The sequence below is a fragment of the Aquimarina sp. AD1 genome (genome assembly GCF_003443695.1).
Classification (GTDB): domain Bacteria; phylum Bacteroidota; class Bacteroidia; order Flavobacteriales; family Flavobacteriaceae; genus Aquimarina; species Aquimarina latercula.
Window position 1 is genome coordinate 5,318,867 of the sequence record NZ_CP031966.1, and the last position, 12,702, is coordinate 5,331,568.

Here is a 12,702-nt window from a genome sequence, read left to right on the forward strand (position 1 = left end):
GAATTATGAACAGACAAATACTATTTGCTAGTTTCTTTTTGTTTCTAATAGCTTGCGGAGGTGATAAAAAATCCGAAGAAAAAAAACAATTTGAAGTTTCTCCGGATATTGTAGAAGTAACTGAAAAGGATGATCAGATTATCGAGAATGTAGAGAATCCTGTTCTGATTGATGGAAAACTGGATATAGAACAGCTGGGAGAGGATATTAATTTAGAAATGGACATTTCTTCGTTTAGTCTTTATGAAATTAGGATTTTACGAAACAGTTTTGCTGCTAAACAAGGGTATTGCTTTATGAAAGGGGATCTTAGGTATACTTTTGGTGCTACTAGTTGGTATAACGAAAGAATGGAAAATCGATATTGGGCAGAAGAAGGAGGAAAGGATATAGCACCTATTTCGTATTCTGACCAAGAAACAGTGTTTATTGAGAAATTAAAGAAGAGAGAAGAAGAATTAAAATTAAAGAATTTAGTAAAAAAAGGTAATAGACAATTGGCGAACGTGAACAATGTTGTAAACCTTTTTCAATTAAATGATCCAGCACCCGAATTAATGAGTATGTTAAGTCAGAATGGGTTTGCTATAGTTCCTAATAATAATATTCAGTTATTTCATTTGTATGAACAAAATGATTATGCTGAGTTCCCAAATTTTGTAACTACCGATATGTATATGCAATTGTTTCATATGTATTTTGGTTACATACTTAGACAAATAGAAGAAGAACAATTTATTCCTATACTATCACAGATTTGTGAGTCTATGATAAAGGATATGCAAGAGATTGTAAAAACTACACCTAATGAATCAATAAAGGAAATAGCAAAATTTAATCATACCTATTATGCTATAGCCTATACTGTTTTAACTAACAAAAAAATAGAAGTGCCTTTGGGGTATGAACAACACTATGAAAATGAATTAGTTTCAATTAAAGGAGCAGAGGATAGTACTTCTAAATTTTTAGAATTTGAAGAAGTTAATTTTCCTTATAGCTTATTTAAACCGAGAGGACATTACACTCGTACAGAAACGTTAAAACGATATTTTAGTGCTATGATGTGGCTGCAATCTGCACCTTTTTGCCTCAATAATGATTTACAATTTAAAAGAGCTTTGGTTAATGCTTCTGTTTTAGGGAATAGTCCAAATTTTGAAAAAGAAACATTACGGAAATATAAAGCAATAATGGAACCTATTAATTTTATAATAGGTCAACCAGATAATGTGTCTTTTTTGGATTTAGTAGATTTAATTGAAAAGGAAGAGCTCCCTATAGAAGAGATTTTACAGAATACTACTGTTATTGAAAGCTTGAAAGAGGAAGTGAAAAAAATGGCAGAAATCAAAGATAAAATAAGATCAGGTGGCGGAAGTTGTAAAATTAAAATCAACTTTATTCCACAAAGATATTTATCAGATAATGATGTTCTTCAGAATTTAGTAGATTTAAAAAGTAAAGTTTCTAAACGTCCTTATCCTCAGGGTCTAGATGTCATGGCTGCTTTTGGGAGTGAATCTGCCGAAAATTTATTACTGAATGAATTGAAAGAAGGTGAGAAATGGAGTAAGTATCCGGAATTACTTTCTGATATGCAAAAAGAAATGAAAGACTTAGACTGGAATGAAACTCTGTATACCAAATGGATACAAAGTTTATTGGAGTTGCAGAAACCGAATGATAGTTATCCGTATTTTATGCAGACAACCGAATGGGATAAGAAAAACTTAAATGCATCATTAGCGTCTTGGGCAGAACTTAAACATGATTCTATTCTTTATGCAGAACAACCTATGGCAGCTGAGTGCGGATCTGGAGAAGAGGTACCTAGTCCATATACGGTTGGGTATGTAGAGCCTAATATTGGGTATTGGAATACGGTAATCGAATTAATAGATCTTACCAAATCTGTTTTAGAAAGAAATAAACTATTGAATTCTAACATTTCTAGAATTACAACAGGTTTAAGAGAAAATGCAGAGTTTTTGTTATCAGCTAGTACAAAAGAACTTGCTGGTAAAAAGTTATCTGTGCAAGAATATGGTCAGATAGAAATAATTGGGAGTACATTCGAATGGTTAACGTTGGATTTAGTCAAGCAAAAAGATCAATATCTTGATGGTTGGCATAATGTAAAAGGTGCAGATAAATCTGTTGCTATTGTAGCGGATATTTATACCGCTAATGGCGAGAACAATCCAGATAAAGGAATCTTACACGTCGCAACAGGTAATGTAAATGATATATATGCAGTAGTAGAAATTGAAGGGTATTTATACATAACTAAAGGTGCGGTGTTTGGATATCATGAATTTCATTTACCAATGGGTAATCGTTTAACAGACGAAGAATGGCAAGAAATGCTAGAAAATAATGAAGCAACCGGAATACCAATTTGGATGAAAGATATTATTGTACCAATACCAGTTCCTAAAACGAATGAAAAAATATTCTACAGTTCCGGATGTTAACAGAATTTAGATATTACTTGATGTCTCAATATCGATTAGGTGCGTTTGTTTTTTATTTAATAACCTTTTTAATAGTAACCTCTTCTTGTAATACAGGTAGAGGAAAAATTGATGAAATTAGTATTGTTTTTGTTGGGGATTTATTGTTGGATAGAGGTGTACGGAATCGTATTGAACATTTGGGGATGAATAGCCTATTTCACTCATCCATAGATTCAGTTTTTCAAAAAAATGATATTGTTATAGCAAATTTAGAATGCCCGGCTACCGAGATAGAGGAACCGATTAATAAAAAATTTATTTTTAGAGCAGAACCATCTTGGTTAAAGTCATTAAAAGATCATGGAATAACACATCTTAATATGGCTAATAATCATGCGATGGATCAAGGTAGAAACGGTCTCGTGGATACTAATAAAAATATAATAAACAATGGTTTGATTGCCTTGGGGTATGGAGAGAATACGGAAAAAGCCTGTCGACCGCAATTAATCGCTACTACTCCTAGGAATGTTTATGTGTTTTCTTCTCTTCAAGTTCCATCAGAAAATTGGACTTTTTTAGAAAACAAACCTTGTGTTTGCGAAGATTCTTTTGATGCTATTTCTGGTAAGATTAAGGGGTTAAAAAGTAAAGAACCTAATTCGGTAATTATAGTGCAGCTCCATTGGGGAGCAGAACATACTGTTGTTCCACTAACGTATCAAAAGCAACAAGCATATTTATTAATAGATGCTGGTGCTGACGGTATTATTGGGCACCATCCTCATACAATTCAGACGGTAGAGTCGTATAAACAAAAACCAATTTATTATAGTATTGGGAATTTTATTTTTGACCAAAATAAACCTATTAACTCTAAAGGGTTATTAGTGCAGTTACAAGTTCGCGAAAAAGATGTTGTTTTTAATCATTCAGAATTTAGCATAGAAAAATGTACACCAAAAATTTTAAACGACTAAGAAAAACTATATCTAAAAATCTAATTTCTTCTTTCTAAGTTCAAAATTCTGACCAAGATATACTTTACGAACCATTTCATCTTCTGCTAATTCCTCAGGAATACCTGCTTTAAGAATACTTCCTTCGAACATCAAGTAGGTTCTGTCGGTAATAGCAAGCGTTTCTTGTACATTATGATCTGTAATCAGGATTCCAATATTTTTATTTTTTAGTTGTGCTACGATCCGTTGAATATCTTCTACAGCAACTGGATCTACTCCTGCGAATGGTTCATCAAGTAGAATGAAATTTGGATCAGTAGCTAGTGCTCTGGCAATTTCTGTACGTCTTCTCTCGCCACCACTAAGAAGATCACCACGGTTTTTTCTAATATGCCCTAATCCAAACTCTTCTATTAGAGATTCCATTTTATGAAGTTGTTCTTTTTTAGAAAGTTTTGTTAGCTGAAGAACACTTAGAATATTGTCTTCTATACTTAATTTTCTAAAAACGGAAGCTTCCTGAGCCAAATAACCAATACCATTCTGAGCACGTTTGTACATCGGGAATTTGGTGATATCGGTATTATCCAAAGTGATTTTTCCACCGTTAGGTTTAACTAAACCTACAATCATATAAAAAGAAGTAGTTTTACCAGCTCCATTGGGCCCTAATAAACCTACAATTTCTCCTTGATTTACTTCCAGAGAAATCCCTTTTACTACTTTTCGACCTTTGTATGACTTAATTAAGTTGTCCGCTTTTAACTTCATAATCAGAATGACTTCTTTAGATGGTAAGTGTTGCTATAATGAGCAGGTAAATTTATAGTATTTCTTTTAAACCTTAATTTTTAGATGTATTTGCTTCTAATGCATCCCAGTACTCATATGCTCTACGAAGATGAGGAATTACAATTGTTCCACCAATTAAAGTTGCAATGCTTAGGGTTTCTGCCACTTCTTCTTTGGTTAAACCTTCTTTATGACAAGTCTCTAAATGATAGCGGACACAGTCATCACATCTTAATACGGCAGAAGCAACCAAGCCTAATAGTTCTTTCGTTTTTACATCCAATGCTCCTTTCATAAAAGCATTCGTATCTAGATTAAAAATTCTTTTAATAATTTTATTATTATCTTCTAGAATACGAGAGTTCATTCTCTCTCTATATTCGTTAAATTCTTCAACTATAGTACTCATCTAGTTTGTGTTGTTAATTTTTTATTCTTTTTATTTTCTCTTCTGACAACCATTTTGGAAATAAAAATACTTATCTCATATAATATAAGTATTGGTATTGCAACAATTATCTGAGTAGAGATGTCTGGAGGTGTGATTACAGCAGCTAGAATAAGAACAATAACCAAAGCATATTTTCGATTACGTCTCATAAATTCTGGTGTTACTAATCCTACTTTACTTAAAAAGTATATGATTATAGGCAATTCAAAAATAAATCCAGATGCAATTACAGAAGCCCTAACTAATGATATATAAGATCCTATTTTTATCTGATTTTCTACAACTTCAGCGACAGAAAAAGTAGCTAAGAAATTTACCGAAAGCGGTGCGATAATATAATACCCAAAAAGGACACCAATAAAAAATAATATAGAAGATACTATAATAAATCCTCTAGAATGTTTTCGCTCTTTTTCATAAAGTGCTGGTGAAATGAATTTCCAAAATTCATGCAATATATAAGGGAATGCTACTACAAATCCTGTGGTAATAGATGTCCATATGGCAGCGCTAAATTGCCCAGCCATTTCTGTACTAATAAAATTAAAAGGCATTTCTTCTAGACAGCCTTTTTCCATTCCAAAGGTTTCAGAAATACCGCATAAAACTCTGTAAGAGATAAAATTCGGATCTCTTAATGCAAAGATGATATCCGTAAAAATAGTTTTTATGAAAATAAAGGCAAAAATAGCGACCAAAACTATTGCTAAAGTTGCTCTTATTAAATGCCATCGTAACTCTTCTAGGTGATCAAGAAACGACATGGATTGCGGATCTTTTGTTGTTTTATTTGCCATTATAAAATACCTTCTCTCATTAGATCATGAATATGCAAAAGACCTGCATAATTACCTTTTTCTTCAGCTAATAACTGCGATATTCCGTACTCCTCCAATCTGTCTAGAGCATCTATCGCCATTGCATCTGCATCGATACGTTTAGGGTTTGGGGACATAATATCCTTAGCGGTTAAACCTGCAAAAGAAGTGTTCGTGGTGAGCATTCTTCGTAAATCACCATCGGTAATTATTCCGATAATTTTATTGTCTTCGGTTACTGCGGTTGCCCCTAATCTTTTTTCTGTCATTTCTACAATAACAGCGTTGATATCAGAATCTGGACTTACTTCAGGTTTTTCATTTTTAGATACAATATCATTTACCCGCAGGTATAATTTTTTTCCTAAAGCTCCTCCTGGATGATATTTAGCAAAATCTGTACTAGAAAATCCTTTTAGATTTAATAAACTTACAGCGACTGCATCACCAATAACTAATTGTGCAGTGGTGCTTGTTGTAGGAGCTAGATTATTAGGACATGCTTCTTTTTCTACAAAAGCATTTAAAACAAAGTCAGCTTCTTGCCCTAAAAATGATTCTTTATTAGAGGTAATACCAATTAAAGTATTGTTAAAGTTTTTAATCAGAGGTACCAGCACTTTAATTTCAGGGGTGTTTCCGCTTTTTGAAATACAAATTACTACATCATCTTTAAGAATATTACCCAAATCACCATGAATTGCATCTGCTGCGTGCATAAATACTGCTGGAGTACCAGTGGAATTCATAGTTGCTACTATTTTTGAAGCTATAATAGCACTTTTACCGATTCCTGTAATAATTACACGACCGTTAGAATTATGAATCGTATTCACCGCTTCTGCAAATTCTTGATCTATAAGCTGTTCCAGATTTGCAATTGCTTTAGCTTCTTCACTAATTGTTTTTTGGGCAAAAGAAATAATCGTATCGAGGGTGTTCAAAATTTATAAAATTTGCGTGTTATAAATAAAGATTTTATTATCTTTAATTATGCAAAGGTATGTAATACCTTATGAATTTTAAATAGTGCCAGAAAAAAGCTTACTATTTTTAGTTTTCCTTATCTTTGGTAACTTTTAAAAAAAGAACAATCCACTAAATCTTTACTGGGGAAAAAGGTTTTAGTGATAGCGATTTTAATTTAATTGGTATATAAAAGTTAAACGATTTAATGAGTTTGAACGAAACCGACTTACAAGGAGCTTTAAAAAAGTACTTTGGTTTTAGTCAATTTAGAGGATTGCAGGAGAAGGTTATAGAAAGTATTTTAGGAAAACAAAATACTTTTGTTATTATGCCTACAGGTGGTGGAAAATCCCTTTGCTACCAGCTTCCTGCCTTAATGTGTGAAGGAACAGCTATTGTAGTTTCTCCGCTAATCGCACTAATGAAAAATCAAGTAGATGCTATTCGAAGTATTTCTTCTGAAGAAGGAATAGCACATGTGTTAAATTCTTCCCTCAACAAATCCGAGGTCAAAAGAGTAAAAGGAGACATTGTTAGTGGTGTAACAAAACTGTTATATGTGGCACCAGAATCTTTGACAAAAGAAGAGTACGTAGATTTCCTAAAAGAGCAAAAGATTTCTTTTCTGGCTGTGGATGAAGCCCATTGTATAAGTGAATGGGGACATGATTTTAGACCAGAGTATAGGAATCTAAGAAATATTATTAAACGAATAGGAGAAGATATTCCGATTATAGGATTAACAGCAACGGCAACGCCAAAAGTTCAAGAAGATATTCTTAAGAATTTAGCGATGAGTAATGCTAAAACATTTAAAGCGTCCTTTAATCGTCCTAATTTGTTTTATGAAATACGCCCGAAAACAAAAAATGTAGATGCTGATATTATTCGTTTTGTAAAACAAAATAGTGGCAAAAGCGGAATTGTTTATTGCTTAAGCAGAAAACGCGTAGAAGAGCTTGCTCAAACACTAGAGGTAAATGGCGTAAAAGCTGTTCCTTACCATGCAGGTTTGGATGCTAAGACCAGAGCAAAGCATCAAGATATGTTCTTAATGGAAGATGCTGATGTAGTAGTTGCTACAATTGCTTTTGGAATGGGGATCGATAAACCCGATGTACGTTTTGTAATCCATCATGATATTCCTAAAAGTATAGAAAGTTATTACCAAGAAACAGGTCGTGCAGGTAGAGATGGTGGAGAAGGACACTGTTTGGCGTATTATGCTTATAAGGATATTGAGAAGTTAGAAAAATTTATGAGTGGTAAACCTGTTGCAGAGCAGGAGATAGGACATGCCTTGTTACAGGAAGTAGTGGCTTTTGCCGAAACTTCTATATCCAGACGTAAATTTATATTGCATTATTTTGGTGAGGAGTTTGATGAGGTTACAGGAGAAGGAGCGGACATGGACGATAATGTTCGTAATCCAAAAAAGAAACATGAAGCTCAAGAAGAAGTGCAACTCTTATTAAAAGTTGTAAATAGAACAGGAGAAATTTATAAATCGAAAGACTTAGTAAATACGTTGATCGGAAAAAGTAATGCGCTTATTATATCTCATAAAACTCATGAACAACCTTTTTTCGGAACAGGTAAGTTTAGAGAAGATAAATATTGGATGGCATTGATCCGACAAGTGCTCGTTTCTGGGTATTTGAAAAAAGATATAGAGACTTATGGTGTGATAAGAATTACTCCAGAAGGAAGAAAATTTATCGAATCGCCTGTGAGTTTTATGATGACAGAAGATCATGTATATGATCAGACTAAGGACGATTCTATTATAACCGCTGCTAAAGGTGTAGGAAAAGCAGGTGGCACTGATGATCGATTAGTAGGTATGCTAAAAGATTTAAGAAAAACTGTTGCCAAGAAATTAGGAGTTCCTCCGTTCGTGGTATTTCAGGATCCATCGCTAGAAGATATGGCCCTTAAATACCCGATAAGTATCGAGGAATTAGGAAATGTTCATGGAGTAGGAGAAGGAAAAGCCAAAAAATACGGAAAAGAGTTTGTAGCATTAATCTCTAAATATGTAGATGAGAATGATATTATGCGTCCTGATGATTTTGTCGTAAAAAGTACAGGAGCTAATAGTGGACTTAAGTTATATATTATCCAGAATGTAGATAGAAAACTTCCGTTGGATGATATCGCTGCAGCTAAAGGAATGGATATGCCAGAGTTTATTAAAGAAATGGAAGCTATTGTATATAGTGGTACTAAACTTAATATTACATACTGGATAGATGAAATATTAGATGAAGATCAACAAGAAGAAATTCATGAATATTTTATAGAGGCGGAAAATGATAAAATAGATACGGCGATTGAAGAGTTTGATGGAGATTATGATGATGAAGAATTAAGATTGTATCGTATCAAATTTATTAGTGATGTAGCTAATTAAAGTAGATATTATAGAAATAAAAAAGAGAGGATGTTTTTACATCCTCTCTTTTTTTAGAAGTATTTTATTGATTTCCGTTTACGCATACCCCATTTTGAGGATACCAACCTAAACATAGACATAGAGTTCCATCGATAGAGATTGCTTGAGCACAAGCAGGATTTCCATTACCTCCATTAATGGATTTTTGTTGATTTTTTTTAATTTCCTGAACTCCGTTTTCTTTTAAAATGTTCTTTAACATATTGTTAGTTTTAAGAATAATTTATAATGCCCTGAACATTTATAGACACTCAAGGTATATGTCTATTTAATATATTAAGAACGATTAATAATATAATTGTTGCTTAAAGAGATGTTAAATAAACAGGGAAAATTCAGTTTTTTATTTGAGCTATTATAATTTTTTAAGGTTTAAAATAGATTCATAGAAAGATATAAGCTAGAAGTAGTTAACTCTGAGTCTGGTATAGAAGTGCTTTTTGATATGTTCTTAGCTGTATATTGTCTAAAACCAATTTTAAATCGACCTGATCCAAGACCCCCACCATAAAAGTAATCGGTGGTAGTATTTTCTATTTCATTCTCTGCAAAAACATTAGATTCTGTACCAATATTAAAATCGACAGTAAGACCTCCTTCTAGAAATAACTCAAACTTAGAACTTAAGTAAATATGAAATCGCGGTCCTACGGCTATATTGATACTTTTATAATCTAGTTCAAACTCACTATTAGAAATTTCGAAATCCCTACCGTCCATGGTAAAAGCCTTATACGTAGATTCTAGAAAGAAACTTAAATCTACCTTAGAAAAAGGTATAAAAGTCTCTATAAATATACCATATCGTGGCACAAAAACGTCATCATAACTTACATTACCAGCGCTGCCTATAATTGAATTGTGTGTAAAACCACTTACATCTGCTGCGGCAACGATACCTATTCTGGTTTGATTGATTTTTTTACGAATGCTATATTCTATTTCATTGCCTTTACATTCGTTATATTTTTTGAAGTATCTTTTTAAATCCCGTTGTGTGTAGGTAAGTTTAGAAACATCTTGATCCTCACAATTTATTTTATCCTGTAATTGCTGTTGATAGGTGTTGTTTTGCTGAGGGATAATCTTCTTTCCTGGTTTTTTACTTTCGTCTGGCGTATAAAATACCTTGTATAAAAGTAATTCTGGATATACGGTATTAGGATCCGTATAGAAAAAACGATTTACACCATTTTCAGAATATTGGTATAAGGTAGTTTTACTTTGTAATATAGTTCTTAAAAATATCTTTTGGTACCTAAGATTAGGATCTTTTGATTTAGTAGATTTGCCAACTGTATCTCCATTAAGATCAAATTGTAGGATATACCTTTTAAACCTATAATCTTCTCCTACAGCAAACTCCTTAACGTTTTCAATAGTTTCAGTTTTAGGGCTAGAAGAGATGGTTCGTTTCCATTCGAATTCTGTTGGGTTACTTCTCCATGACAATTTTTTGATTAAGCATTCTTTTCGGTTTCCATCGTTATCGATAAAATAACCAGCTTCATAAAGGCTTTGCGCGCTGCAAGTAGCTATACAAAATAGGCCTACTGCAAAATAAAGTAAAGATTTCATGTATATGACGATCTGAGTGTGTGAAGCAGCAAATATAGCTTTTTTGTTAAAAATCAGATGGTTTGATATAGAAATAAGTTTGTTTTAAAAGAATTGTGGTTAAAGTTTATGAAAAGAGGTTATCGAATTCGATAACCTCTTTTCTAATTAATTTTCCTCATCCTGTGGGTCACATAATGGTAATCCATGAATGTTGCAATAAAATGGAGCGCCAGCAAAGCATCCTCCTGGGAAAAAGGTTGGACATTCTGGTAAATATCCTCCTTTAATAGATTGCTGTTTGTCTTTGTTAATCAATGATACTCCGTTTACATTTAGAATGTTTTTTAACATAATTTACGAATTAATAATTATTTTTTTCCTTAAACAATTATAGACACTTAAGGTGTATGTCTAATTAAATCTTAAAATTATTAGTATATGTTTATTTTAATGAGATTTTAAAAGTATAAGGTTGTCAAAACCAACAACCTTATACGATTATTCTAAGATCTATTCAATAAGTTTAAATAGATTTAATTAATTATCAGGTGTTCCGGCATCACAAGTCCAACAACCATCAGCATTATATCTTCCGTTTTGACATAATCTGTCTGTGTCTGCATCAATGCAGCTGTCAATGTCGAATCCACCTACATTAAAACCACCATTGATTAACTGTTGTTCTTGTTTGTTCATTGTTTGTACTCCTTTTACATTTAAAATGTTTTGTAACATAATTTTTAGTTTTAAATTTTTAAAAAATCTCTAAACTTTTATAGATATTTAGAGGATATATCTACTACCATGTTCAGTATATTACCAAAATGTTACTATCTGTTTTTTGTTTTTTTAATAAATTTTAAAACATGGGTATTTTTAAGTTCTTTTAAAAAGATAAAGAGATTACTAATTTTAGTAATCTCTTTATCTTTTTATTTTTCGCATCGATATATTATACCTTCAATTATTTTAGTTATCAGGGGTCCCTGCACAACATATTAGAACTATCCCATTTCTGAATGTTGGAGTCCAATAGCCTCCATATTGACAACCTTGAATATCATCGCAGTTTGTACTTAAAACTCCTCCGTTTATACTTTTTTGTTCATTTTTTTTAATTTCTTGAACTCCATTTTCTTTTAAAATGCTTTTTAACATAATTTACGAATTAATAATTATTTTTTTCCTTAAACAATTATAGACATTTAAGGTATATGTCTAATTAAATCTTAAAATTATAAGTAAATCATTTAATCTTCATCATAGAGTTTTTAACTCAACGTTCTATATTATATGTATTATTAATGCTAAGAACTAATTAGTGTCAATTTATTAATGTATTATTAGAAATACTATAATAAATTGATAAGCGTAATGGATTATTTGATAAGCGTATATTAAATTGTTTAAGAGAATGTTCTTATGAGATCACCTAATTTAGATTTATTTCTAATTGAAACAATTATTTTTTCTTTATTACTTAAAATGATAGTTTCTTTTTTGTAGATAGAGGTGATATGTTTGGTATTTATTAATGTTTTTCTATTAGCTCTAAAGAAACCTTTAGTTATTAATAGATTTTCGTAATGTTTTAGTGATTTTGAAGCTAAATATTTTAAACTGTCAGTAATTAAAAAAATGGTATAATTACCATCTGCTTCACATTTGATTATATTATCAATATCAATTGCTATATGTTCATTTCCGATATTTATCATTAAACGAGATTTGGTCATGAATTCTTTGAGCAGATCGTATTTTTGTTCTGTAAAAATACGTTCTTTCAGGTTTAGGTATCGCTGAACAACATTTTTTAATTTATCGACATCTATAGGTTTTGATAAAAAATTGAAAGCATAATATTCCATTGCTTTTTCAATGTAGTTATTATACCCTGTGGTAAATATTATCTCAAACTCATGATTAGAAATTTCATCTAGAATTTGAAAAGAATTCCCATCAATAAGTTCAATATCCATAAATACTAATTCAGGCTTAGTTAGCTTTAAAATATTTATAGATTCTTGTATACTTCCAGAATTACCAACTATTTCTATTTCCTTAAAATTTTCAACTAACATTTCGGATAAGAATTCTAAAGAATCTTTTTCATCTTCAATAATAATAACTGAAATATTTTTATCCATTGAGATTTATGCGTTTTACTTCTTTTTTATTAAGCAATAGCTAAATTAATTAATTATACTTGTATTAACTTATATAATTTATTAAAAAA

At 31.5% G+C, this 12,702-nt stretch carries 13 protein-coding genes; 3 read left to right on the plus strand and 10 right to left on the minus strand.

The window, feature by feature from the left end; genetic code table 11:
* Positions 1 to 5: 5 nt before the first annotated feature.
* Together D1815_RS22910 and D1815_RS22915 are read left to right on the plus strand one after the other, a co-directional pair.
* A complete protein-coding gene (locus D1815_RS22910) occupies positions 6 to 2,477 on the plus strand; it encodes a DUF3160 domain-containing protein (protein ID WP_118389663.1) in 2,472 nt (823 codons plus the stop codon).
* Positions 2,471 to 3,439 (plus strand): CapA family protein, encoded by a 969-nt coding sequence (locus D1815_RS22915; RefSeq protein ID WP_118389665.1) that lies wholly within the window; start codon positions 2,471 to 2,473, stop codon positions 3,437 to 3,439. The genes D1815_RS22910 and D1815_RS22915 overlap by 7 nt, the downstream gene beginning before the upstream one ends.
* A gap of 12 nt (positions 3,440 to 3,451) precedes the next feature.
* On the opposite strand, the gene lptB is transcribed toward D1815_RS22915, so the two are convergent.
* The 4 genes from lptB to D1815_RS22935 all read right to left on the minus strand — a co-directional run bounded on the left by lptB (position 3,452) and on the right by D1815_RS22935 (position 6,426).
* Complete coding sequence (gene lptB / locus D1815_RS22920; RefSeq protein WP_027392318.1) at positions 3,452 to 4,192, minus strand: LPS export ABC transporter ATP-binding protein; 741 nt, start codon at positions 4,190 to 4,192, stop codon at positions 3,452 to 3,454.
* Between the two features lie 73 nt (positions 4,193 to 4,265).
* Complete coding sequence (locus D1815_RS22925; RefSeq protein WP_118389667.1) at positions 4,266 to 4,622, minus strand: carboxymuconolactone decarboxylase family protein; 357 nt, start codon at positions 4,620 to 4,622, stop codon at positions 4,266 to 4,268.
* Positions 4,619 to 5,461 carry a twin-arginine translocase subunit TatC gene (tatC, locus tag D1815_RS22930; protein WP_027392316.1) on the minus strand — a complete coding sequence of 281 codons (843 nt, stop codon included), beginning with the start codon at positions 5,459 to 5,461 and terminating at the stop codon, positions 4,619 to 4,621. Before tatC ends, D1815_RS22925 begins: the two co-directional genes overlap by 4 nt.
* On the minus strand, positions 5,461 to 6,426 hold the full coding sequence (locus D1815_RS22935; protein ID WP_118389669.1) for an SIS domain-containing protein: 966 nt from the start codon (positions 6,424 to 6,426) through the stop codon (positions 5,461 to 5,463). The genes tatC and D1815_RS22935 overlap by 1 nt, the downstream gene beginning before the upstream one ends.
* 230 nt (positions 6,427 to 6,656) lie before the next feature.
* Between D1815_RS22935 and D1815_RS22940 the strand changes: the two genes are divergently transcribed.
* Positions 6,657 to 8,864: an ATP-dependent DNA helicase RecQ gene (locus D1815_RS22940; RefSeq protein ID WP_118389672.1), complete on the plus strand. Its 2,208-nt coding sequence runs from the start codon at positions 6,657 to 6,659 to the stop codon at positions 8,862 to 8,864.
* A gap of 64 nt (positions 8,865 to 8,928) precedes the next feature.
* Here D1815_RS22940 and D1815_RS22945 read toward each other — a convergent pair whose 3' ends face one another.
* The 6 genes from D1815_RS22945 to D1815_RS22970 form a co-directional block, all read right to left on the minus strand.
* Complete coding sequence (locus tag D1815_RS22945; protein ID WP_027392313.1) at positions 8,929 to 9,108, minus strand: hypothetical protein; 180 nt, start codon at positions 9,106 to 9,108, stop codon at positions 8,929 to 8,931.
* 170 nt (positions 9,109 to 9,278) lie between these two features.
* The gene (locus D1815_RS22950; protein WP_118389674.1) at positions 9,279 to 10,484 is read right to left on the minus strand and encodes a hypothetical protein; all 1,206 of its coding nucleotides are present in this window, start codon (positions 10,482 to 10,484) and stop codon (positions 9,279 to 9,281) included.
* Positions 10,485 to 10,631: 147 nt separating this feature from the next.
* Positions 10,632 to 10,817, minus strand: a complete 186-nt coding sequence (locus D1815_RS22955) for a hypothetical protein (protein ID WP_027392311.1) — start codon at positions 10,815 to 10,817, stop codon at positions 10,632 to 10,634.
* Positions 10,818 to 11,003: 186 nt separating this feature from the next.
* Entirely contained in the window at positions 11,004 to 11,201 is a 198-nt protein-coding gene (locus tag D1815_RS22960) for a hypothetical protein (protein ID WP_027392310.1), read from the minus strand.
* 234 nt (positions 11,202 to 11,435) lie between these two features.
* Positions 11,436 to 11,624 carry a hypothetical protein gene (locus tag D1815_RS22965; RefSeq protein WP_027392309.1) on the minus strand — a complete coding sequence of 63 codons (189 nt, stop codon included), beginning with the start codon at positions 11,622 to 11,624 and terminating at the stop codon, positions 11,436 to 11,438.
* A 248-nt stretch (positions 11,625 to 11,872) separates the two neighbouring features.
* Positions 11,873 to 12,613 (minus strand): LytTR family DNA-binding domain-containing protein, encoded by a 741-nt coding sequence (locus D1815_RS22970; protein WP_118389676.1) that lies wholly within the window; start codon positions 12,611 to 12,613, stop codon positions 11,873 to 11,875.
* Between the last annotated feature and the right edge of the window lie 89 nt (positions 12,614 to 12,702).